Origin of the sequence: Bradyrhizobium algeriense (genome assembly GCF_036924595.1) — a bacterium.
GTDB lineage: Bacteria > Pseudomonadota > Alphaproteobacteria > Rhizobiales > Xanthobacteraceae > Bradyrhizobium > Bradyrhizobium algeriense.
In genome coordinates this window covers 4,931,752-4,954,261 of the sequence record NZ_JAZHRV010000001.1, presented here as the reverse complement: position 1 = coordinate 4,954,261, position 22,510 = coordinate 4,931,752, and the positions used below count along the sequence as shown (strand labels likewise).

General features: G+C 60.9%; 21 protein-coding genes and 1 pseudogene. 14 read left to right on the top strand and 8 right to left on the bottom strand.

The annotated features are described in order from the left end of the window. Nucleotides 1–175 precede the first annotated feature (175 nt). Entirely contained in the window at nt 176–508 is a 333-nt protein-coding gene (locus V1286_RS23995) for a hypothetical protein (RefSeq protein WP_334483456.1), read from the top strand. Here V1286_RS23995 and V1286_RS23990 read toward each other — a convergent pair. Continuing rightward, entirely contained in the window at nt 498–836 is a 339-nt protein-coding gene (locus V1286_RS23990; protein ID WP_334483453.1) for a DUF2905 domain-containing protein, read from the bottom strand. The genes V1286_RS23995 and V1286_RS23990 overlap by 11 nt on opposite strands. Before the next feature lie 23 nt (nt 837–859). Here V1286_RS23990 and V1286_RS23985 point away from each other — a divergent pair, with 23 nt between their 5' ends. From V1286_RS23985 to V1286_RS23945, 9 genes are all read left to right on the top strand, one after another. Beyond that, a complete protein-coding gene (locus V1286_RS23985) occupies nt 860–1,585 on the top strand; it encodes an SAM hydrolase/SAM-dependent halogenase family protein (protein WP_334483450.1) in 726 nt (241 codons plus the stop codon). 651 nt (nt 1,586–2,236) lie between these two features. Further along, the gene (locus tag V1286_RS23980; RefSeq protein WP_334483448.1) at nt 2,237–3,883 is read left to right on the top strand and encodes an amidase; all 1,647 of its coding nucleotides are present in this window, start codon (nt 2,237–2,239) and stop codon (nt 3,881–3,883) included. 165 nt (nt 3,884–4,048) lie between these two features. After that, nucleotides 4,049–4,405: an Mth938-like domain-containing protein gene (locus V1286_RS23975; protein WP_334483446.1), complete on the top strand. Its 357-nt coding sequence runs from the start codon at nt 4,049–4,051 to the stop codon at nt 4,403–4,405. A gap of 260 nt (nt 4,406–4,665) precedes the next feature. Further along, the gene (locus tag V1286_RS23970) at nt 4,666–6,636 is read left to right on the top strand and encodes an AMP-binding protein (protein ID WP_334483443.1); all 1,971 of its coding nucleotides are present in this window, start codon (nt 4,666–4,668) and stop codon (nt 6,634–6,636) included. Beyond that, a complete protein-coding gene (locus V1286_RS23965; protein ID WP_334483440.1) occupies nt 6,633–7,418 on the top strand; it encodes an ABC transporter ATP-binding protein in 786 nt (261 codons plus the stop codon). Before V1286_RS23970 ends, V1286_RS23965 begins: the two co-directional genes overlap by 4 nt. A 10-nt stretch (nt 7,419–7,428) precedes the next feature. Next, nucleotides 7,429–8,358: a branched-chain amino acid ABC transporter permease gene (locus tag V1286_RS23960; RefSeq protein ID WP_334483437.1), complete on the top strand. Its 930-nt coding sequence runs from the start codon at nt 7,429–7,431 to the stop codon at nt 8,356–8,358. 15 nt (nt 8,359–8,373) lie between these two features. Further along, entirely contained in the window at nt 8,374–9,501 is a 1,128-nt protein-coding gene (locus tag V1286_RS23955; protein WP_334483434.1) for a branched-chain amino acid ABC transporter permease, read from the top strand. 131 nt (nt 9,502–9,632) lie between these two features. Beyond that, nucleotides 9,633–10,952, top strand: a complete 1,320-nt coding sequence (locus V1286_RS23950; RefSeq protein ID WP_334483430.1) for an ABC transporter substrate-binding protein — start codon at nt 9,633–9,635, stop codon at nt 10,950–10,952. A gap of 99 nt (nt 10,953–11,051) precedes the next feature. Further along, nucleotides 11,052–11,870, top strand: coding sequence for an ABC transporter ATP-binding protein (locus tag V1286_RS23945; RefSeq protein WP_334489851.1), 819 nt, complete (start codon nt 11,052–11,054; stop codon nt 11,868–11,870). A 95-nt stretch (nt 11,871–11,965) separates the two neighbouring features. Here V1286_RS23945 and V1286_RS23940 read toward each other — a convergent pair whose 3' ends face one another. Further along, nucleotides 11,966–12,625: a universal stress protein gene (locus V1286_RS23940; RefSeq protein ID WP_334483427.1), complete on the bottom strand. Its 660-nt coding sequence runs from the start codon at nt 12,623–12,625 to the stop codon at nt 11,966–11,968. Nucleotides 12,626–12,796: 171 nt separating this feature from the next. Then, nucleotides 12,797–13,887 (bottom strand): annotated as a pseudogene (locus tag V1286_RS23935) (type II toxin-antitoxin system HipA family toxin); the annotation flags it as partial. A gap of 564 nt (nt 13,888–14,451) precedes the next feature. On the opposite strand from V1286_RS23935, the gene V1286_RS23930 reads away from it, so the two are divergent. Both V1286_RS23930 and V1286_RS23925 read left to right on the top strand, forming a co-directional pair. Further along, entirely contained in the window at nt 14,452–15,219 is a 768-nt protein-coding gene (locus V1286_RS23930) for an SDR family oxidoreductase (protein WP_334483424.1), read from the top strand. Nucleotides 15,220–15,501: 282 nt separating this feature from the next. Then, a complete protein-coding gene (locus V1286_RS23925) occupies nt 15,502–15,720 on the top strand; it encodes a hypothetical protein (RefSeq protein ID WP_334483421.1) in 219 nt (72 codons plus the stop codon). Here the strand turns inward: V1286_RS23925 and V1286_RS23920 are convergent. After that, nucleotides 15,717–16,625, bottom strand: coding sequence for a LysR family transcriptional regulator (locus V1286_RS23920; protein ID WP_334483418.1), 909 nt, complete (start codon nt 16,623–16,625; stop codon nt 15,717–15,719). The two genes, V1286_RS23925 and V1286_RS23920, sit on opposite strands and share 4 nt — an antisense overlap. Nucleotides 16,626–16,710: 85 nt before the next feature. On the opposite strand from V1286_RS23920, the gene V1286_RS23915 reads away from it, so the two are divergent. Next, on the top strand, nt 16,711–17,772 hold the full coding sequence (locus V1286_RS23915; protein ID WP_334483415.1) for a YeiH family protein: 1,062 nt from the start codon (nt 16,711–16,713) through the stop codon (nt 17,770–17,772). A gap of 199 nt (nt 17,773–17,971) precedes the next feature. Here V1286_RS23915 and V1286_RS23910 read toward each other — a convergent pair whose 3' ends face one another. From V1286_RS23910 to V1286_RS23900, 3 genes are all read right to left on the bottom strand, one after another. Further along, nucleotides 17,972–18,562 (bottom strand): nitroreductase family protein, encoded by a 591-nt coding sequence (locus V1286_RS23910; RefSeq protein WP_334483412.1) that lies wholly within the window; start codon nt 18,560–18,562, stop codon nt 17,972–17,974. 612 nt (nt 18,563–19,174) lie between these two features. Then, the gene (locus V1286_RS23905; protein WP_334483409.1) at nt 19,175–19,486 is read right to left on the bottom strand and encodes an H-NS histone family protein; all 312 of its coding nucleotides are present in this window, start codon (nt 19,484–19,486) and stop codon (nt 19,175–19,177) included. A 107-nt stretch (nt 19,487–19,593) separates the two neighbouring features. After that, a complete protein-coding gene (locus tag V1286_RS23900) occupies nt 19,594–20,313 on the bottom strand; it encodes an Npun_F0296 family exosortase-dependent surface protein (RefSeq protein ID WP_334483407.1) in 720 nt (239 codons plus the stop codon). A 381-nt stretch (nt 20,314–20,694) separates the two neighbouring features. Here V1286_RS23900 and V1286_RS23895 point away from each other — a divergent pair, with 381 nt between their 5' ends. Then, complete coding sequence (locus V1286_RS23895; RefSeq protein ID WP_334483405.1) at nt 20,695–21,000, top strand: hypothetical protein; 306 nt, start codon at nt 20,695–20,697, stop codon at nt 20,998–21,000. 1 nt (nt 21,001) lies between these two features. On the opposite strand, the gene V1286_RS23890 is transcribed toward V1286_RS23895, so the two are convergent. Next, a complete protein-coding gene (locus tag V1286_RS23890; RefSeq protein WP_334483402.1) occupies nt 21,002–22,510 on the bottom strand; it encodes a glycosyl transferase family protein in 1,509 nt (502 codons plus the stop codon).

The following is a 22,510-nucleotide window of genomic DNA, read 5'->3' as shown; positions in this document are numbered from 1 at the left end:
GAAACGCCACGCCCGCCTCAAGGAGGCGGGGTTCCGTCCTTCCGCAAGGTGCGGCCATGGTCGTGGCAGCAAGTCTCCGAGCTTTCATTGCCCGGAATAATGAGCGATAATCAATAAGCCGGTCGCTGCGGGTGCCCAGCGGGACGCAATCGGTGCACGGAGATGATAGAGGCCGATGCCTGAGCGGATGTACAGTCCAGACAGCGATATCGATGCCACAAGAGCAAGCGCTCGTTTGCCCGGCCTCGACATCGACATCATTCACCGGCAATCGCCGAATGGTGATTGGGAGCAGATGTCAATCAACCTGCGGGCAACACCGTCCTTTGAAGCGCTCGGATCCTCGTTCGAGGCAGCTAACCCTTTTTCGTTTTGGGTGCAGGCCACACGACTGATGTGGACGCCGTGGCTGCTCACGGCGCAGACGATGATGCTGCCAGCAGGCCGGCCGCGAACGCGCCCGAGCGCCGTCCATCCTGAGCAAGAGGCGCCGACGGCTAACGGTTAGCGAGCCAAAGGATCAGGGAAAGGATCACGCTGACCAGCAGCGATGTTGCGAGCGGGATATAAACGCGGAAGTTGTCGCGCTCGATGACGATGTCGCCGGGCAGGCGGCCCAAACCGATCTCGCTGATCACTGGCCATAGCAGCCCAAGCACAACGAGCGACAAGCCGAAGATGATGAGCAGACGCGAGATCGACATTGCGCCGAGCCTACGATCACAGTGGGCGAGCCGATTGAGGGAGAGCAAAGCGGGATTCGGCGTGCTGCTGTGACCGCGGTCCGCCGCACGGCTCGGATGGGTCAGTATAGCGCTTTCGAGCGAAGTGGCCACACGCACTTGGGCAAGCTGACACCATGATTGCGCTGTTCACCGATTTTGGGTTGCACGGTCCGTATACGGGTCAGATGAAGGCGGTGCTGCACCAGATGGCGCCGGGCATACCCATTATCGACCTCTTCGCCGATGCGCCGGTCGGCAACCCTAAGGTATCGGCGTATCTTTTGGCGGCCTATGCCGTATGGTTTCCCGTGCGAACCGTCTTTCTCTGCGTTGTCGATCCGGGCGTGGGCGGGACGCGGCCATCCATTTTTGTCGAAGCCGATGGCCGCTGGTATATCGGCCCCGGCAACGGCTTGTTTGAGCTGATCCAGCGCAGAGCTCAAGAGACGCGCAGCTGGGACATCGACTGGAAGCCGAAGCATCTTTCGGCCAGCTTTCACGGCCGCGACCTCTTCGCCCCCGTGGCGGCCATGCTGGCGCGCGGTGATCCGCCGCCCGGCCGACCTCGTCACGATGGCGCAGATCGTCGGGCAGACTGGCCGGATGACCTGTGCGAGATCGTTTACATCGACCACTACGGCAATGCGATGACCGGGGTGAGGGCGGCTATGCTGCCGCCCGGCGCAAGGCTGACCGCCGTGGATCGGGTTCTGGACCGCGCGAGGACCTTCAGTGATCTGCCGTCAGGCGCGGCTTTCTGGTATGAGAACTCCAACGGGCTTGCCGAAATTGCCGTCAATCAGGGGCGGGCGGACCGCGATCTCGGTCTTGCCATCGGCAGTCCGGTCGAGATCGCATGAACAAAGGTCTGTCGCTTTGACCCGAAGGCAGCATTCGACCAAACAGCGCCCTCATCCGCATCGGCCGAAGCCGCCGGAGCGCCGCGACGAGCCGCAGGCGAGCACTAACAGGCGCCTTGCGGAGCAGACCCGCAAGATCATGCGCAAGCACTACATGAGCAAATACCGGGTGCAGTGAAATCGTGAAGACTGAACTTTGAAGCAAGCCTCCGATGGTCGCTGGAGACATCTCGCGTGTAGCTTGACTGTGCGTGTGTCGCGAAGGTGGAAGTGCTCCGCGACGTGGCTGCCGAGCGCGGACCGGGAAAGATGCAAGCTCTTGAATTCGCCGCTGGCTGCGCGATAATCTGCTGCTGGACGGCGCGTCGCTCCGCAGTGCGCGCGAGGATGCCGGAGGCATCCAGTACAGGCCTTAATTGCCGTCCTGATCCGCTCGGCCAGGCCTCACGCCCCAACCTCATGCGGCTGCTGCGCTTCAGCCCTGTCCGAATGCAAGTACTCATTGTGATGTTGCAGCTTGGCACGCCGGCCGCAGCGTCGGCGGCCTCCGCTTGGTGACCGTCGCGGCCATCGACCACCAGACGGTCCCCGACGCTTTAGGGCGGGCGGTGGATTTGAGAAGTCAACCCATTGGTCGAGGGAGGATGTGCTATGAGAGCCTCGCCAGACTATTCGCGTCGTCGCTTCCTTCATGCCGGCGCAGCAGCAACCGTTGTCGCCGCGGCGACAACGCCCGTTCGTGCGGCCGCCGAGGCGGGTACGCAACCGCCACCCCCGACGGCGACGGCGCCGCGGATTCTACGCAAGCCACCGCTGCCTGAATTGGAGCGCATCGCCAAATCCTACAATTTGGCTCTCAGCCGCGCCGATTTGACGTCGTTCCGCAACCTCATGGACGGCGTGCTCGCGTCGTACCGTCGCCTGGACCAGTTCGCGGAGCCGACATTGGCGGTGAAGTACCCGCGGGACGCGGGGTTTCGACCAGGTGTCTCGGACAATCGGCTCAACGCCTGGTACTGGAGATGCTCGATCAAAGGCGCAACGTCGGGGCCTCTCGCGGGCAAGAAAATCGCCATCAAAGACAATGTGTGCGTTGCCGGCATCCCGATGATGAACGGTTCCAACGTGCTGGAGGGCTACGTCCCTGACGTGGACGCAACCATTGTGACCCGCATCCTCGATGCCGGTGGAGAGATCGTCGGCAAGGCCGTGTGCGAGCATCTTTGCTTCTCGGGCGGTAGCCATACCTCCGATACTGGGCCCGTACTCAATCCGCACGATCCGAAGCGATCTGCCGGAGGCTCCTCCAGCGGCAGCGCGGCGCTCGTCGTCGCCGGCGAGTGCGACATGGCCATCGGGGGCGACCAGGGAGGGTCGATCCGAATTCCCAGCTCTTTCTGCGGAGCGGTTGGCCACAAGCCAACCCACGGGCTTGTGCCCTACACAGGTGTCTTCCCGATCGAATTAACACTTGATCATACCGGACCCATTGCCCGTACCGCCGGCGATGCCGCCCGGCTTCTCGAGGTGCTCGCCGGAGCCGATGGCCTCGACCCGCGCCAACCGGCGGGACTGCGTACCGAAGCGTATACCAAGCAGCTCACCGGAGACGCCCGCGGCCTGCGGATCGGGATCGTCAAGGAAGGGTTTGGCTGGCCCAATTCCGAGCCCGATGTCGATGCCATGGTGCGCGAGGCGGCACAGCGGATGACGCGAGCGGGGGGAACCGTGAACGACGTATCGATCCCTCTCCACCGTGACGGCATCCATATCTGGAACGCGATCGCCGTGGAGGGCGCCACGGCGCTGATGGTCGCGGGCAACAGCATGGGAACCAACTGGAAAGGGCACTACACGACTTCGCTGCTGGACTTCTACGGTCGGAGCCGGCGGGTGCGCGCCAACGACCTTTCGGAGACCGTCAAGCTCGTTGTCCTGCTCGGCCAGTACATGCAGGACAATTACCAGGGCCGCTACTACGCGAAGGCCCAAAACCTCGCGCGCGTGCTACGCGCCGCCTACGATGAGCAACTCAAAGGCGTCGATCTCCTGCTCATGCCGACGTTACCTTTGAAGGCCACGTTACTCCCACCGCCGGACGCGAGCCGCGAGGACTACGTTGCGCGGGCACTCGAGATGATTTCCAACACTTGCCCGTTCGACGTCACTGGCCATCCTGCCGCGACGGTTCCGGTAGGCATGTCGGAAGGGCTCCCTGTTGGCATGATGCTGGTCGGACGCCACTGGGAGGACGGCACCGTGTTGCGTGCGGCTGACGCGTTTCAGATTGTCGGGTAGACGGCAGGCAGCGAATTGCCGGCTAACGGCACCGCTGGGGCCCAAGGTTCGGAAACAGGAGGCCCGCGAGCCGACGAGCGACGCGGGCTGCCCTGACATCGATGCCAGGCTCGTCTGCCGACGCGGAGTCGGGGCCTCGTGCCGGGATCATGAGGAGGTCAGGCCATGGAGATCGAACGCACGACATTCGGCACCATCACGATTGACGGGAAGACCTATGAACACGACGTGATCATTCGGCTGTCCGGCGAAGTGGCAAAGCGGAAGAAGAAGCTGTCGAAGAAGTACTACGGCACCTCGCATGTCCTCTCGAAGGACGAAGCGAAGTTCGTCTTTGAGGACGGATGCGAGCAGCTAATTCTTGGCTCGGGCCAGATGGGCAATGTGCATCTATCGCCGGAAGCTGAGGCGTATTTTGCGAGAAAGGGCTGCACGGTTCTGCTGCAGCCGACGCCTGAGGCGATCCATACGTTCAACAACTCGCGCGCGAAGAGGATCGGCCTTTTTCACGTTACCTGTTGAATCGGTGAATTACGGTCTGCATCCTCGAAGACCTGCTACTGCAAGTAGAGCCAAGCTAACCCACCGTCGGTCGCCCGCTTTCTCATTTATACCAACTGATGCCCCCAATGGGTTCGGCTCGGTCAAGCCGGGACTTGTAGGACTTGCGATCCGTTGTAATGTAAGGGACGCATGCGGAATCCGTATGGCTGCTTCCCGAAGGGCGCAGCCTCACAATAAGCAGGCGCGAACCAACGTGCCGGTTTTGGATAGAGACCGACATGGCCGTTGGCGGATCGTTTGACACGTTCCCCAAGCTGCTGGCGCGAAATGCCGTGCAGTTTAGCAGCCGTCCTGCGTTTCGGCACAAGGATCTCGGCATCTGGCAGACGTGGACCTGGGCCCAGGTCGCAGAGATCGTGCGCGCTTACGCTGCGGGCTTGCATCGACTTGGACTACAGCCAGGAGACACGATCGCCATCGTTGGCTCCAACCGGCCGAAGCTCTATTGGACGCTGATGGCAGCGCAAGTGTTGCGCGCGATTCCGGTTCCGGTCTATGCGGATGCAGTGGCCGACGAGCTTGCTTATGTCCTCGCTCACGCCGACGTGAAGTTTGTTGCGGCGCAAGATCAGGAGCAGGTCGACAAGGTCTTTTCTATATCCGACCGGGTGCCGCATCTCCATAAGGTCGTCTATGACGAGCCGCGTGGCCTCGATGACTACGGCCACGACCGATTGATCGCAATCGGCGATGTCATCGAAGACGGCCGCGCCGCGCTTGCGGCCAGCGCGGCGCTCGGCAGGCAGATCGATGGGTTCACCCGGCAGGGCGAAGGTTCTGACATCTCGATCATCCTCTACACCTCGGGAACAACCGGCGCGTCGAAGGGCGTCATGCTGTCGGCGCGAGGCTGCATCGACGCTGCGACTGATACCGTCAGGTTCGACAGCCTGACTGACAAGGACGTGGCGCTCGCCTACCTGCCGCTCGCCTGGGTTGGTGATCATTACCTCAACTATGCACAGGGCATTGTCGCTGGATTCTGCATGGCGTGTCCCGAGAGCGGTGAGACGATCGAGCAGGATCGGCGCGAGATCGGACCAACCTTCTATTTCGCCCCGCCGCGTGGTTTCGAGGCCATGCTGACGCGGGTGATGATCCGCATGGAGGACGCTGCAGCCATCAAGCGGCGCATGTTCAACTACTTCCTTGGCATTGCGCGGCGGTATGGCGAGTCGATTTTGACCGGAAAGCCGGTACCGCTGTTTGGCCGGTTGCTCTATGCGCTCGGGCACTTGATGGTCTACGAGCCCCTCAAGAACGTTCTTGGCCTGTCTCGCGTGCGCGTCGCCTATACTGCGGGCGAGGCCATCGGTCCGGATCTGTTCGCGTTCTACCGCTCGATCGGATTGAACCTGAAGCAACTGTACGGTCAGACCGAAGCGTTCCTTTACGTTACCTGCCAGCCTGACGGTGAGATCTACTCCGATACGGTCGGCCCGGCTGCACCGAACGTCGACATCCGGATTGCGGAAACAGGCGAGGTGCAGTTCCGCTCGCCGGGCATGTTCGTCGGATACTTCAAGGATCAGGCGAAGTCTGCGGAGGCCATGACGTCCGACGGCTACGTCAAGACCGGCGACGCCGGTTTCTTCGACGAGAGGACCGGGCACCTCAAGATCATCGATCGCGCGAAGGATGTTGGTCGGCTGGCTGACGGCACGATGTTTGCGCCGAAGTATCTTGAGAACAAGTTGAAGTTCTTTCCCAACATCAAGGAAGCAGTCGTTTACGGCGACTCCAGGGATTTCGTTTGCGCCTTTCTTAATATCGACCCGGTCGCTGTAGCAAACTGGGCCGAACGTAACAACCTCGCATACGGTTCCTATCAGGAGCTGGCGGGCCATCCGCTGGTCTACGACATGGTGGCAAAAGATGTTGCCGAGGTGAACCGCTCTCTCGCGGAGGGAAGGGTGCTGGCGGGCGCGCAGATTCGCCGCTTTCTCATTCTGCATAAGGAACTCGACGCAGACGATGGCGAATTGACCCGCACCCAGAAAGTTCGCCGCGGGTTCATCGCCGAGCGCTATGCGCCACTGGTCACGGCGCTCTACGACGGTTCGCATGAGGCGGACATTTCCACCGAGGTCACCTTTGAGGATGGCCGCAAGGGCGTGATCGCGGCTCGGGTCAAGATCCGCGACCTGCAAACAATTGGTGCGACAGAACCTTTGGGGAAAGCCGCATGAGGATGCCGGATACGAGCGAAGTCTTGCTTCTGGTCCAGGGGGTATCGCTGGCGTTTGGCGGCGTGAAAGCGCTGAGGGACGTTTCGTTCGACATCAGGAAAGGCGAAATTCGCGCCATCATCGGACCGAACGGCGCCGGAAAAACTTCGATGCTCAACGTCATCAACGGCTTCTATCATCCCAATCACGGCGCGATCACCTTCAAGGGACGGACCCGCGCCCAGATGCAGCCGTTCGAGGCGTCCCGTGGCGGCATCGCGCGCACCTTTCAAAACGTCGCGCTGTTCAAGGGAATGAGCGCGCTCGACAATATTATGGCTGGCCGCACATTGAGGATGCGCCGGGGCCTTTTTTGGCAGATGCTGCGCTACGGCCCTGCGCTGGCGGAGGAGATCGAGCATCGGCACCGGGTCGAGGAGATCATCGATTTTCTGGAGATTGAGGCGATCCGCAAGGTGCCGGTTGCGCGTTTGCCTTATGGCCTGCAGAAACGCGTCGAACTCGGCCGCGCCCTTGCGATGGAGCCCGATCTTCTTCTCCTCGACGAGCCGATGGCAGGCATGAACCTCGAGGAGAAGGAGGACATGTCGCGGTTCATCATCGACGTGAACAATCATTACGGCACGACTATTGCGCTGATCGAGCACGACATGGCTGTGGTGATGGATCTCTCCCATCGCGTGGCGGTGCTCGATCACGGCGTGAAGATCGCTGACGGCACCCCGGATGAGGTCAAGAGGAATCAGGGCGTGATCGACGCCTATCTCGGCGTCGCGCATTAAGGAGCGTTGCGTGATCGCGTTGGGTCAGTTTCTTGAAGTGCTGATCGGCGGATTGATGTCCGGCGTGCTGTATTCGCTGGTCGCGCTCGGCTTCGTGTTGATCTTCAAGGCATCCGGCGTCTTTAACTTTGCGCAAGGCGCAATGGTGTTGCTCGCCGGGCTTGCACTGGTTCGCTCGCTCGACCTGCTGGTGGCCAACGGCTTCTCGCTTTGGGCTGCGATCATCCTCGGCATTGGCTTCGCTGCCGTAATCATGGCGATAACGGCCTGGCTGATCGAGCGATTCGTGATCGGACCGCTTGTCAACCAGGACGCCCTTACGCTGTTCATGTCCACCATCGGCGTGACATTCATCCTTGAGGGTGCGGCGCAGATGATCTTCGGTTCCGATGCTTACCCTTTGCGGCTGTTTCCGACGGACGCCTGGTTCCTGTTTGAAAATCTCTTTCCTGGTGGAATTCTGGTCAACAAGCTGGATGTCTGGGGCGGCTTTATCGCCGGCATTCTGGTCGCGGGCCTCGCGATATTCTTCCAGCGCACCAAGACCGGTCGCGCACTCAGGGCAGTTGCCGACGACCACTTGGCCGCTCAGTCGGTCGGGATTCCAATCAGCTGGATCTGGTTCGTGGTCTGGCTTGCTGCCGGTCTCGTTGCGCTGGTTGCGGCGACCGTGTGGGGTACCAAGCTGGGCGTACAATTCTCCATCACCTTTCTCGCGCTGAAGGCCTTGCCGGTTCTCATCATCGGGGGCTTGACCTCCATTCCGGGAGCCATCGTCGGCGGGCTCATTGTGGGGGCGGGCGAGAAGATCGCCGAGGTGTTCCTGGGGGCGCATATAGGTGGCGGCATCGAATATTGGTTCGCCTATGTGCTGGCGTTGGCGGTGCTGCTCGTGCGGCCGCAGGGGCTGTTCGGCGAGCGGATCATCGAACGTATCTGAGACGAGGAGTTCGTTGTGCTTTATCGTGAGGCTGGCCAATTCAAGACGACCTACGCGGAGGACATGGCGATCTTCCCGATCCGCCAGGACCGTATGGCGCTTGCCATCTTGCTCGGTATCGCCTTCATCGGGGTGCCGCTGCTGGCCGACTTCGACATTTGGCCGTTCGGCAGCGACTATCTGCTCCGCGCCATTCTTTTGCCCTTCCTGATCCTCGCGCTCGCCGCTATCGGCGTAAACATCCTTGTCGGCTATTGCGGCCAGATCTCGCTCGGCAGCGGCGCGTTCATGGCCATCGGCGCCTACTCTGCCTACAAGTTGGGGACCGGCGTTCATATTCCGCTTGCCTGGCTTGGTTTCGCGATTTCGATTCCGCCGTTGCCCGTACTGTTATCTATTTTGCTCGGCGGGCTCGCGGCGGCGGTTGTCGGCATCCTCTTCGGTATTCCCAGTCTGCGGATCAAGGGCCTCTATCTGGCGGTTGCAACACTGGCAGCGCAGTTCTTCTTTGACTGGGTGTTCCTGCGGGTGTCGTGGTTCACCAATTATGCGCCGTCCGGGTCGGTCAATGCACCGACACTGGATTTCTTCGGTCTGAACGTAGGCACGCCGATCGAGCGCTATATGCTGTGCCTGATCTTCGTAACGGTGTTCGCGGTTCTGGCGAAGAACCTCGTTCGCGGCAATCTCGGCAGACAATGGATGGCGATCCGCGACATGGACATCGCCGCCGAGTTGATCGGTATCCGACCGCTCTATGCAAAGCTCACGGCTTTCGCGGTTTCTTCATTTATCATCGGCGTGGCGGGCGCACTCTGGGCGTTCGTCTATCTGGGCTCGTGGGAGCCGCTCGCCTTCTCGATCGACCGTTCGCTGCAGCTTCTGTTCATGGTGATCATCGGCGGGTTGGGATCGATCATGGGTTCGTTCGTCGGTGCGGCCTTTATCCTCATTCTGCCGATCATGCTGAACCTGATTCCAACCCAGCTCGGTGTGCCGCTGTCGACAGAGACGATTACTCATCTGGAATTCATCATCTTTGGATCGTTGATCTGCTATCTTCTCATCAAGGAGCCGCATGGGTTTGCCCGGCTCATATCGATCGGCAAGGAGAAGCTCAGACTTTGGCCGTTTCCCTACTGAAGGGGCGGGCAGTGCGACGGAAGCCGAAGATCGCAACGCGGAGCGGCGGTCGTTGGCAAAAGGAGGAAGGAAGCCCGCGATAACAAGACCCGGTACGGCAAAAAACCGGGCTGAACGAGGAGGACACCAATATGGTACGCAACAAGCTGATGCTGGCGGCAGCCATACTTTCAGGCGGGGCGTTTGCCTCTCCTGCTGCAGCGCAGAACGAGCAGTTCATCCCAATATTATCCTACCGGACGGGCGCGTACGCCGTGAATGGCGTGCCGTATGCAAACGGCGTGGCCGACTATTACAACCTTGTCAACGAGCGCGACGGCGGCATCAACGGCGTCAAGCTCTTGGTCGAGGAATGCGAAACCGGATACGCCACCGACAAGGGCGTTGAATGTTACGAGCGTCTCAAAGGGAAGGGCCCGACCGGCGCGGCCTTCATCAATCCGCTGTCGACCGGCATTACATTCGCCCTCACCGAAAAGACCGCGACTGACAAGATCCCGATTATCACGATGGGCTACGGCCGCGCCGATTCCAAGAACGGAGCCGTCTTCTCCTACAACTTCCCGCTGCTCGGCACGTACTGGTCGGCGGCCGATATCGCGATCCAGCACATCGCCAAAGAGGTCGGCGGCTTCGACAAGCTGAAAGGCAAGAAGATTTCGCTGCTCTATCACGACAGCCCTTACGGCAAGGAGCCGATCCCGATGCTGCAGGTGCTGGCAAAGAAGCACGGCTTTGAGTTTGCGCCGATCCCGGTCACGCACCCCGGTGTCGAACAGAAGTCGCAATGGCTGGCGATCCGCCAGAACCGGCCGGACTATGTTTTGCTCTGGGGCTGGGGCGTCATGAACGGCACGGCAGTCAAGGAAGCGGCGGCTGTTGCCTATCCGCGCGACAGGATGATCGGTGTTTGGTGGTCGGGCGCCGAGCCGGATGTGACGCCCGCAGGCGATCAAGCCGCTGGCTACAAGGCGCTGATGCTTCAGCATGGCGCAGGCAAATTCTCCGTACATGCCGACATCGAGAAGCACGTCTATGCAAAGGGCAAAGGGTTGTCGGAGCCTGGCAAGGTCGGCGAAGTTCTCTATAACCGCGGCATGACGAACGCCATGCTCGGCGTGGAGGCGATCCGCAAGGCGCAGGAAAAGTTCGGCAAGAAGCCGCTCACGGGCGAGCAGGTCCGTTGGGGTCTGGAGAACCTCAACCTCACTGAGGCACGTCTCAAGGAACTCGGCTTCGAGGGCATGTTGAAGCCGATCAAGATTTCCTGCTCCGACCACGAGGGCGCGCGGGAGGGGCGCGTACAGCAGTGGGACGGCAAGGGCTGGAAAGTCATCTCCGACTGGTACACGGCCAACCAATCCAACACCGAGCCGCTCGTCGACGAAATTTCCGCGAAGTATGCCGCGGAGAAGAACGTCCAGCCGCGCGACTGCTCGAAAGAAAGCTGAACGCTTCCCAGCGATCCGGGAGGAGCGTTCGCCTCCTCCCGGATCTTTCGAAAGCTGCAACCGTTCGGAGAGGACCGCGTGTCAATCCCTAGGGCCTCTATGGCGACAGAAGCGGCAGCGCCCTTTCTGTCGGTCAACAATATCGAGGTTGTCTACAGTCACGTCATCCTCGTGTTGAAGGGTGTATCGCTGGATGTGCCGCGGGGCGGAATTGTCGCGCTTCTCGGCGCCAATGGTGCGGGCAAGACAACGACGCTGAAGGCGGTCTCCAATCTGCTGCATGCGGAGCGCGGCGAGGTCACCAAGGGCTCGATCCTGTTCGACGGCGTCGAAGTGCAGTCCCTGTCGCCAAACGAGGTGGTGCGGCGCGGCTGCATTCAGGTGATGGAGGGACGGCGTTGCTTCGCTCATCTCACGGTCGAAGAGAATCTCCTGACCGGCGCCTTCACGCGCAGGGACGGCAAGGCCGCGATCGCGCAGGATCTGGAGCGAGTCTATGCCTATTTCCCCCGTCTCGGAGAGCGTCGCGGTTCGACAGCCGGCTATACGTCGGGCGGCGAGCAGCAGATGTGCGTGATCGGCCGTGCGCTGATGTCGCGCCCGAAGATGATTCTGCTCGACGAGCCTTCGATGGGCCTCGCGCCGCAGATCGTCGAAGAGATCTTCGAGATCGTGAAGGATCTGAACGTCAAGGAAGGCGTCTCGTTTCTTCTCGCCGAGCAGAACACCAATATGGCACTCAAATACGCCAACTACGGATATATCCTCGAGAATGGCCGCGTGGTGATGGATGGCGAGGCGAGGGCGCTCGCTGCGAATGAGGACGTCAAGGAATTCTATCTTGGCGTCGCCGGGGAGAAGCGAAAATCATTCCGCGATATGAAGCACTACAAGCGGCGCAAACGCTGGCTCATTTAGGCAACGGCGCCAAGCGATCGGCGCGCGTTGAGTGGACTCGCCGCGCGAGGCGTGGCGCAAGACCAGACCGTGGTTTATCTCACACCGATATCCGATCAGTGCGACATCAATGTGGGTTTGGTCATCGAGACAAGCATACCACGTGTCGTCCCGCCAAGAATAAATTCCCGCAGCCGGGAATGCCCGTACCCGCCCATCACAATGAGATCGGCACCTGCATCGGCTGCATATGACAGGATCGTATTTGAAACATCGATCTTGCTGACGGGAATGCGCTCAATCGTGGCGTTTATTCCGTGACGGGACAGATGGGTCGCGATATCCGCACCCGGAAGGTCTGCGCTTTTGGCGCTCTGAGTGTCGGCAACAACAATACTCGTCTTGCCGGAGCGGATAAGAAACGGCATGGCATCGGCGATCGCTCGCGTGGCTGCCCGGCTGCCGTCCCAGCACACCATGACATGATCGAGTTTGAGGCGATCCTTCTGAATAAAAGGTACGATGAGCACCGGTCTTCCGGATTCGAACAGCGCTGCCTCAAGGACGATATTCGTGGTTCGATGATCTGGGTCCCTTTCAAGTTGGCCAATGACGGAAAGATCGAATCGTCTTGCGATATGCGCAAACTGGGTTGGTACGAAGTGGCGCTCGAGATAGGCGCGAGCGACGAAGCGGCCGAATAGGCCGGAGAGGGCGACTTTGACTTCGCGCGCCTGTCCAAGCGGCTTCCCTGAAGATGAAGGGTGTTCCTGCACCGGTTGGCGTCAGCAGTGCGTCCAAAATGGACCACGCGCCGTAAGCCGCGCCCGGCGTCTGCAGCACCTCCCGAATACCCGCATCTTCGATATCCGAGACCTCTAGGTCCACGGTCGGGCCGGTAACGGGGCTCGCCGCAGGAGGATCGAAGCTATGAAGGAACGTCCTGGTCATAGCGCCAGCGCTTGCTTGAGATCGTCATGCTCGAAAGCGCTGGCCATGCGGTTGACCTCGGCGGAGCGTGCGCCGACTGCCTTGGCGGTGTCACGCCATGTTGCGGTCACGGTCGCGACCTCTTTGATGATCGCGCGGGCCTGCGGCAGCGTAAGGCCGAAGAATTCCGAGGCCGCCTCGAGCAGATCGAGCGAGCAGGTACCTTCGTCGAGGTCGATGTTCGTGGTCAGCACACGCGCCTTGAGATCGGTGGGTACAGGGTTCAGGTCATAGGCGGGGGAGAGCGACCACCCGGCCTTACCGAGCCACAGGAAGCCATGGTTGCGCAGGTGGTCGTCGACATTGGAGATGAGCACGTTGAAGACGACACGCCGATATAGCGCGTGGGCGTCCGTCTTCCCTTGCGCGCCATGTTGCGCAAGGGCGTCGACGATCTCCGGGTAACTTCCGCGCTCGCCGTCTTTGGCGCCCATCATCGTCATCGCCGACAGGAAGGGGACACGGACGGCGCCGGAACGGTCGAAGCGGCGCGATAGCATGACCGCCTTGCCGGCCACTTCGATCAGTTCGTGGTGCGGAGCAGCGATGCCAGCCCAGCCGGCCAGCCGCAGCGCGATCTCCTCCCAGGTTTCCGTGCTGTAATCGTCGGTTCCTTCGGAAACTTGGCGATGGAGAGGTGGCCATGCTGGTCGATGACCGACGTCTTCGGTCGCGCGCCACCGAGCGAGGAGCCGGGCGCGAAGATGAGCTGCAGGTCTTCGTCCGTTTCCTCGTCCCGGAGAATCCGCTCGGTGATCTGGAGCAGCCGCCCGAGTTCGATCAGTGTGGGCACGCCGGCGCGGATTGGCGCCTGGAAAGTCTCTTCGCCGTCCCAGCGAAATCGGAGTGCGCCAAGCCGGGTCTCGTCGGCGACGCCGAGCAGGTAATCGCTCTCCGCGAGGGTGCGAACGGCGCGGCCTTCGCGTTCGGCGAGACGGCGTTCGGCTCGCCGCATGAGGCGGCGGCCCCAGGTGTCGGGTGCGGAGTCACCAATGGGGCCGAACGTCGCCAGTCCAGCAGGAGGAGCGAAGGCGCCGCGTGAAGGCGCGCGCGGCCACGACGGCCATCGGTAGCCGCCGACGTCGGCGGGCATCGTGGATGTCCGCCCCGAGCTTGCGCAGGGCGCGTCGCACGGCAGCAGGAGGGTTATGCGGTGTAGGCATTTGTCACCTTCGCACTACAGATCAGCCGAATATGCAGCACGAAGAGTACAATTTTCCTAGGAACGTCAGAGGGGACCCAACAGGGTCGAGGGTTTTATATTACCTTTATCTTGATGACTTGGCAGGTTACCTGCTTCTGGGCCTCTAGCGATCTATGGGAGGGCGGACCAGCGTCGAGCCCGACATCGCCATGGAACAGATAGCGTTGGCATAGCGGGAGCTCGGCGGCTGACGCTTAATCAGCGGGTCCCAGGTTCGAGCCCTGGTGCGCCCACCAAGCCTCGTTAGAAATCAGCAACTTAGCAATGTGCGGGATGCCGTGGCGGCGTTCCGTCGTGTCCTGGATTGGGCGCGGCAGGGCGAGCGCGGAGCATTTGGCTGCGCGCTTCGATTGCCAAGGCGATGCTTGGACGCTAATGCCATCCCGCATGTATGGAGAAGGTCCCGCCGTGGCATTTGAACTGTTCGACCTGGCCGGCAAACGAGCGCTCGTCACAGGATCTTCCCAGGGAATCGGGTTCGCTATTGCGCGAGGGCTCGCCGAGCATGGAGCCTCCGTCGTGCTCAATGGACGCGAGCGCAACAAGCTTGAGGCTGCCGCCGCGAGCTTGACCGCTGCCGGGCACAAGGTTGCGGTGGCGGGATTCGACGTGACGGCCGCGGAGGACGTTTGCGAAGGCATTGCTACGATCGAACGGACGGTGGGGGCGATCGATATTCTCGTCAACAACGCCGGGATGCAGTTCCGCGCGCCGCTGGAGGATTTTCCGGTCGAGAAGTGGGAGCAATTGCTCAGGACCAATGTTTCAAGCGCCTTTTACGTCGGCCAGGCCGTCGCGCGCCACATGATCCCGCGCGGCAAGGGTAAGATCATCAACATCGCGTCGGTTCAGAGCGAGTTGGCTCGTCCCGGTATTGCGCCCTACACCGCGACCAAGGGAGCGATCAAGAATTTGACCCGCGGCATGTGCGCCGATTGGGCGAAGCACGGCCTGCAGATCAATGCGATCGCACCGGGCTACTTCAAGACTCCCCTGAATCAGGCGCTGGTGGACGATCCGACCTTTTCGGCATGGCTCGAAAAGCGGACGCCAGCGTCCCGCTGGGGCAATGTGGACGAACTGATCGGCGCCGCCGTCTTCCTGTCAGGCGATGCCTCATCCTTCGTCAACGGGCATACGCTTTACGTCGACGGCGGCATCACGACCTGCCTGTAACCCCGGCTTTCCAACGCCTGAGATTGTCGCCCGCGCAGCCGCCGGACCGCCGGCGCCGAGCGGAGACGTGAAGCGTTTCGACCATCACGAGATTTGCACTGATTGCCTGGATTTCGTAGTCGCCGAACCTGCGGCGAGGCCGGCAAAGAAGAAAGCCGTTCCGCAACCGGTCCAGGCGGGAATACGCTTCCATTCCATGGTTTGAAAAAGCAAATCGCTTCCATTGCCCCATCGGCTGGAAACGACGACATTTGCCTTGCAAATCAAGAGATTGGTCGCGCAATGGAACGCTTGAGATACGAGCCGTTTGGCGAGCGCCTGGTGCCCGGAGGGGAAGCTGGGCCGCGTTCGCGCGCGTCCAAATATCTGTTGTGGGCCGGCACCGGTCTGTTCTGGTCGCTGGTTGGGGCCATCGTGATCGCCCGCGCCGTCTTCTTCGAGCCGGGCGTCTTTGACGATTTCAGCCGCGTTGCGGCGCTCGTCAAGGCCGCGATTTTCTAAGCCATCTCCGCAACGCGCTTGTCCTGCCAGATCATCCGCTCGAACGCGGTCGCCGCAGGGATTTCTATTCGCCCGGGTACCTTCAATTGCCACAGCGTGCGCTCGATCTGCAGGTCGCGCATCGGCACGACCTTGAGCCTGCCAAGCGTGACCTGATCGGAAATCGTGGCGCTGGAGACGATGGCGACGCCGAGGCCGGCGGCTACCGCCTGCTTGATCGCCTCGGTGCTGCCGATCTCCAGCGTGCGCCTGGGTTCAATGCCCTCGGCAGCCAGCGCCTGCGCCACCACCTCGCGCGATCCGGAACCGGGCTCTCGCACAATCAGGACTTCATCGCAAAGCGCCGCGCCGTCGATGGCGCGCTCGGCCGCCGCGAAGCGGTGCCGTGCGTCGACGATCAGGCTCATCACGTCGGCGCGCCAGGCATGGCTTTCGAGCTCGTCATCTTCGACCGGACCTTCGACCAGCGCGATTTCGATATCATGCGCCAGCATGAGATCGGCGATGTCCCTGGTATTCGCGATAATGAGATGCAGGTCGATCCCGGGATATTTTCGGTGAAACGTTCCGAGATAGTCCGATATCATGTAGGTCGCGATCGTGGTGGATGCGCCGATGCGCAGCGATCCGCTGTCGAGATTGCGCAGCGACAGTAATTCGTCCTCGGCTGCGCGCTCGGCCGCAAACAGCGCCTCCGCATGCCGCACCAGCGCCTTTCCCTCTCGCGTCGGCCGCACGCCCTTTGGGGTCCGGTCGAGCAGGCGACAGCCGACCTGAAGCTCGAAATCCCGCACCCCCTTCGAGATCGCCGGCTGGCTGATATGGAGGGCGTCGGCTGCGCGCGAGAAGCTTCCGGTTCTCACCACCGTCGTGAACAGGCGCAGCAAATGCAGGTTTAAGGACATAACTTCCCTTTATCGGGCCAGATCGAAAATATATTACCCGACTATCCCGTTCTGGCGCATAGATTTTTCTCCCCGGGAGAAATTAGTGCCGCAGGACGAGGAATTTTCCGCCCCAGGAAATGGGCCGGCCAACAGCGTCAGCCGTCTTGCAGCGCTCATTCCCGGCGTTCTCCTTTGCATCGTCGTCGCCGGCGTCTCGGCCGCCCTCGAAGCCGCGGAACGGAGCTTGTTTGCGCACCCCTATGTGGAGGCGCTGGTACTGGCGATCCTGCTCGGCATGGCCGTGCGCAGTTTCTGGAATCCGCCCGAGCGCTGGCAGGCCGGCATCGCCTTTAGCGCCAAGCAGCTGCTCGAGGTGGCCGTGATGCTGCTCGGCGCCTCCATCAGCTTTGCCGCGATCGCGGCGTCCGGCATTGCTTTGCTCGGCGCGATAGCCGCGACTGTGATTGTGACCCTGGGCCTCAGCTTCGGCGTCGGCCGCATGCTCGGCCTGTCGACGCGGCTCTCGATCCTGATCGCCTGCGGCAACTCGATCTGCGGCAATTCGGCGATTGCAGCGGTCGCGCCGGTCATCGGAGCCGATGGCGACGAAATCGCATCCTCGATCTCCTTCACCGCGATACTCGGTGTGATGATGGTGTTGGGGCTGCCGCTGCTCATTCCGCTCTTGCAATTGTCCGCGACGCAATACGGAATTCTCGCCGGCCTCACGGTCTACGCCGTCCCGCAAGTGCTCGCCGCAACCGTGCCGGCGGGGCTCGTGAGCACGCAGATCGGCACGCTGGTGAAATTGATGCGCGTATTGATGCTGGGGCCGATCGTGGTGGGACTTTCGCTGCTCGCCCCGCGCCTGCATGGTGGCGTGCGCGGCAAGGCTGCGGTCGGCTTCTTCCGGCTGGTGCCCTGGTTCATCCTCGGCTTTCTCGCGCTCTCCGTTCTGCGCTCGCTCGATATCGTACCCGCAACAGTGATCGGTCCGCTGACGGCGATCACCGGCTTTCTCACGGTCGTGTCGATGGCGGCACTCGGCCTCGGCGTCGACGTTCGCGTCCTCGCCACCGTCGGCGGCAGGGTGACGGCGGCCGTGACGCTGTCGCTGATGCTTCTGCTTGCGATCAGCATCGGCTTGATTCATCTGTTCACCTGATGTCCCGCGCTGGGGCGGCCGCGTTCGAACCGATCAGTCCAGCCTGAAGCCGATGCGCCTCACATAGGCGCCAAAGTCCGCGCGCTCGGGGCGCGCATATTGCCGCGCTTTATCCTCCGACCAGCCATAGGTTTCGGCTACGCCGAACTCTCTGACATAGCGTTGAGCCGCATAAGGCTGGGCCGCCTCGCGCCGCCGATCATATAAATGTGTTGTGATGCACCGTCACGGACAGTGGAAGCCGCATGCTGAGCTGCGGCGCTTCGGCAGGATATCCCATGGCGAGGCCCGCTACCGGGAAAACATGGTCGGGAAGTTTCAGGAGCTCTGACAACGCGTCCGAGTGAATGCGGACCGCGCTGATCGGACAGACGCCTAAGCCTTCCGCCTCGGCCGCGATCACGAACGCGGACAGGGCAATCGCCGCATCGACCGCGGCATTGAAGAAGGCATCGAGGTGGTCGTTGGCGAAATGTCTGTCGCGCAACGTGTGGATTCGACGCTGCCTTCGATTGTTGCCGCAGAAGATGAGAAGGTTCGGGACGTTTGCGAGCCATTTCTGGCCTAGCGGTCCATCTGCCAGCAGCGCACCGATCCGGGATTTCAGGGACGGCGCGTCGATGATGATGATGTCGCGCTGCTGGAGATCGCTTTTGGTCGGCGCGCATAGCGCCAGAGCACATAGCCGCCGCAAGGTCAGGTACGGAACGGTGTCGGGCCGGAATTTTCGTACCGAGCCGCGTGCTGCCAACTGGCTAAGGAGAGACGGGGCGTCGCCGCCGAATTCCACGTCCGCAGCGTCAGGACCGAAGCGATCGACAAACGGGGTTCTCGAATTGGACATCTTTGAGGTCTCCTGGGGCGCTGCACATTTACGTCAGGTCCGAGCGAGATAAGCAAGGCTGCGAGGAGTGGCACGCCGGATCGGCGTCAAGACGAGACACGAATTATTCGTTTGCCTTTTGTGGCGCTTCGGAGCCGAATGATCGAAAAGGTTGTACCGTTTCCGGGGAGAAGATGCCGGCGGCTATGCGTTGCCGCGCAATCTGCAAGTCGGCGATGATCCAAACCCATCAGATAAGCTGCCTCACGATCCAGACGATAAGAAACAGCCAGCCGGCCATGCCGATCGCGACAGCGATCAAGTAGTTTATTTTCATCCACGTGTGGCGCACTGGCGATCCAAAGAACGAAGCCGCCAAGCGGAGTATATGCGCCTGGCGGCTTCGCCGGTGTGGGCCCGGACGCTTGGGGGAAATTGTCCGGTACTCAATCAATAGCCCAGCTTGAGGACGCTGCAACTGAACTTGCGACTTAACCTAACCAGTCAACCTTACTGATCGCCAAGTCTTGCTGATCAAGTCTTGCTGATCGGCAAGTCTTGGATCGCAGGTGGCAGCAACTATTGGATCCTGAACTCATCGAGCTTCCTTCCAGCCGCAATCAGTTTGGCTAGCCAGCGCGGGGTTTTGCCTCGTCCCGACCACGTCTCTGACGGGTTGTCCGGGTTTCGATACTTCGCCTCTACCTTCGGGTACGGTCGGCGCTCGGGACCTGGCGGCGATAATTCCGCAACCCTGCGGGCTAGTTGATCGAGCTGCTGTTCAAGTTTCTTCTTCTCACTCTCAATCTTGTCACTCAGGATCGCGCCGATTCTTTCGTGCAGATCCCAGAGGTCGTCGAGCGACATTTGCTTTAGTTTGTTGTCTTTCATGCCGACCCCAGCAAGGAGCGTGAAGAATCAATTCGTGACCAAACCAGCGTTTTAAAAGAAAAGCCGCCCTAAGGCGGCCCTTCAACAAGAAACCAGGCAGCCAGGGCTCAGGCTGCCGCGACGGCAAGCCTGGATCGGCGGTGACGATATGCGAAGCCAATACCGGCGAAGCCCAGCAGCATCATGGCCCAGGTCGACGGCTCCGGCACGGGTCCAACATTGCCGTAGGAGATGTTGTCGAATTCGAATGAATTGCTCGACGATGCGAGAACGATCTTGTCGAAGCTCAGGCCGGTGAACGTGACATAAGCGTTCGTCAGGGCGCCCGACTGGTCGCCGTTAAATCCAAGCGCAGGCACCGCGTTGAGGTTGTTTCCAAAAAGCGTCAGGAACGGCGTGGCGCTGCTTCCCAGATAGAATGCGACGCTGTTGTAGGAATCGATCGATCCCCAAAACAGACCGAACTTGTTCTGGGTTCCCGAGAACGTCAGCGTCTCGGATTTGCCACCCAGAATGGACATGTAGTTTGTGGTGTCTCCCGCCGGCGTCGCCGAGATACCCGCCGCCGTTCCCGCGGTATTCCTGGCGATGATGGCCGTACCCGAGAAGTTAATGCCGCCAAGCGAAGCCGGCGCAGCGCCCCACTGGATGCTGGTGCCGGCAAACGTGTTCGGCGTGGCGAGGCTGTCGAACGTAATGTCGTTGTTGGTGTTGCTATTGCCGGCGCTGAACGGGCCGCTGGAAGCCGTGACGACCACGGCACTGGCGTGATCGCTTAAGGCGACAAGGGCAGCGAGCGCGCAGAGCGGGGCAAGAAATTTTCGCATTATCGGGTTTCCAAAATGAATAGTTAATATTATTGCCGGTAATTTAAATGCGCGAATTAAGTAAAGCAAGGCCAATTAAAAGGAAGGGATATCAATACTAATAGTAATTCCGTCGCCCGACCCGGATGCAAGCCAATGCTCGCCGCATCGTGGGCCCTCTTGCCGCGGCCTTCAGCTTCGGCCTGGTTTCTCCTTTTCATGGACGAATATTCAAATCCTAACGAATGCGTTGGGCAGGAATTATTCATGTCCCGGGAGGCGCAACGCCCTTCGCGCGCAAAAGAGCCATATGGATAAAACTGTAACGGTCGGTTTGAGCGGCGGGCAATAGTCCTCCCGCCAAATGCCCCAGAGCCCGCGAGAGGCTCCTGGGGGTGTTTGATGCTTTCACGTGATCTGGCCGGCCCGACAAGCAGGGATGCGATTGACGGCTTCGATGCGATCGCGAATGCGCTCGATCAGGGTTTGGATGCCGCCCACGGCAGGAGCTCAAGGCTGGGCGACTTCCTGGCCATCGCGGCAGGCTGGCTCGTTCTCGGGGCGATTATTTTTTACCCCGGTCTCCAACTCGCTGCGATCGTGGTCTGCGCGGCTTTCCTCGCAACGCGTTCGTTCGCGCGTCTCATCCTCGGCCCAAGCCCATCCGCTGGGCAGCAGCGCGAAGGCCAGCCTCTGCTGGCAGCCTAGTCTAGCTGTTCCCCGCGGCTCCCGCGCCATCGGCGGCCACCACCGTTCGCGGCAGGGTGAGGTCGCCCATGTGAACCGGGTAGGAGTGGGACGTCTTGTCCCAAACGAGTGCGGTGCCGGATATCCGGTGACTGAGATAGATCCGCACGGCGCGCCACGTTGCGAAGAAGTTGACGAAATTGCCGACGACAAGTCTCGGCGCGGCCATCAGGGCGTGACGCACATTGTAGATTTTGCCTGTGAACGTCATTCGGTTGAACAGGCGCCAGACCAGAAACAGGAAGTTTGCGAAAAACATCCAGACCGCCCAGTTCTGATTCAGAAGGGTATAAACAAACTGCTTTTCGGGATCGAAAACCACCCGATAGAATTCGAACACGGTTAGATTGGCCAGCGCAAAATAGGCGAGCATGACCGCAGGGCTGGTGATCACGCCCTTTCTATCTCGCGCCAGAAAGTACTTGGTCCCGAGAGAGCCTTTCCAGCCTTGCTCCTGGGAGCCCTGGAACACGATGCCGAGCAGCCAGCGCGCGCGCTGGCGATAGGCGGCCTCGAGGCCTGACGGAAAGAACTCGCGGGTCGCCACCGGAAGGGTCCGGTGGAGAATGCCGGGGTTACCGCTGTCGATGTCGATGTCGATCGCATAGTTGGCCGGATAGGCGATAAACGCGGAATTGAACCCGAGCTCCGAGACACGAAACGCGATGTCATAGTCTTCCGTGAACGATGACGTGCGGAAAGCCTCGCCGTGGTTCTGGTCGTTGAGATGCTGGATCGCCTCCCGGCTGAAGCATGCGGAGACGCCGGCGCAGGGAATGACGCCGCTGATCCGCTGCCGGACCTCGAGGTCCTTGGTGTGCATCTCGGCGAACTCATCCATGTAGAGGCCCGCGATCATCGAAGTGATCGGCCGGGAGAACGAGTAAACCGGCAACTGAATGAAGTCGTAGATGTCGACCAGCTTGTTGAAGAGCTTGAGCTCCAGCGGATGAATGAGGTCCTCGGAATCGTGCATCACGATTCCCGCAAACTGGATGTTTTGCTCGGCCTCGAACATGAAGATGTCGGAAATGGTCTGGTTCAGGCAGTCGGCCTTGCTGGTCGGGCCGTCATGCGGGACCAGCACCATATGGATGTTCTTGTACAGCCCCTGCGCCTTGCGCACCTCGGCCTGGGTCAGGGGATCGTTCAGATAGACGCCGACGAAGTAATGCGCGTGCGCGTAGCGCACGAGCCGGGAGTTCGATGAGAGCATCGAAAAAATGACGTCGTGCTCCTTCCAGCACGGCACCATGATGGCGATGGGGCGCTCGGGCAGTTGCTCAAGGATCTCCACGCTCGGCAATTCCCTGGACTTGCTGTCCGCCGTGCCCATCAGCCTGCTGCTCCAGTACAGCAGGTCGACTACGAGGTCGTCGATGCTGGAGATCGCGATGATCACACCGGCGATCAACATCAGAATCTCGACGACATAGAGATATTGAAAGAGGAAGGAGGGGGCTTGTGTCAT

Bases quoted from the DNA above. Each gene is read 5' to 3' on its own strand.
- V1286_RS23900 (WP_334483407.1), bottom strand. From the start codon at position 20,313: ATGCGAAAATTTCTTGCCCCGCTCTGCGCGCTCGCTGCCCTTGTCGCC.
- V1286_RS23975 (WP_334483446.1), top strand. From the start codon at position 4,049: ATGGAGATCGAACGCACGACATTCGGCACCATCACGATTGACGGGAAG.
- V1286_RS23995 (WP_334483456.1), top strand. From the start codon at position 176: ATGCCTGAGCGGATGTACAGTCCAGACAGCGATATCGATGCCACAAGA.
- V1286_RS23895 (WP_334483405.1), top strand. From the start codon at position 20,695: ATGCTTTCACGTGATCTGGCCGGCCCGACAAGCAGGGATGCGATTGAC.
- V1286_RS23925 (WP_334483421.1), top strand. From the start codon at position 15,502: ATGGAACGCTTGAGATACGAGCCGTTTGGCGAGCGCCTGGTGCCCGGA.
- V1286_RS23970 (WP_334483443.1), top strand. From the start codon at position 4,666: ATGGCCGTTGGCGGATCGTTTGACACGTTCCCCAAGCTGCTGGCGCGA.
- V1286_RS23905 (WP_334483409.1), bottom strand. From the start codon at position 19,486: ATGAAAGACAACAAACTAAAGCAAATGTCGCTCGACGACCTCTGGGAT.
- V1286_RS23950 (WP_334483430.1), top strand. From the start codon at position 9,633: ATGGTACGCAACAAGCTGATGCTGGCGGCAGCCATACTTTCAGGCGGG.
- V1286_RS23965 (WP_334483440.1), top strand. From the start codon at position 6,633: ATGAGGATGCCGGATACGAGCGAAGTCTTGCTTCTGGTCCAGGGGGTA.
- V1286_RS23980 (WP_334483448.1), top strand. From the start codon at position 2,237: ATGAGAGCCTCGCCAGACTATTCGCGTCGTCGCTTCCTTCATGCCGGC.
- V1286_RS23985 (WP_334483450.1), top strand. From the start codon at position 860: ATGATTGCGCTGTTCACCGATTTTGGGTTGCACGGTCCGTATACGGGT.
- V1286_RS23920 (WP_334483418.1), bottom strand. From the start codon at position 16,625: ATGTCCTTAAACCTGCATTTGCTGCGCCTGTTCACGACGGTGGTGAGA.
- V1286_RS23945 (WP_334489851.1), top strand. From the start codon at position 11,052: ATGGCGACAGAAGCGGCAGCGCCCTTTCTGTCGGTCAACAATATCGAG.
- V1286_RS23890 (WP_334483402.1), bottom strand. From the start codon at position 22,510: ATGACACAAGCCCCCTCCTTCCTCTTTCAATATCTCTATGTCGTCGAG.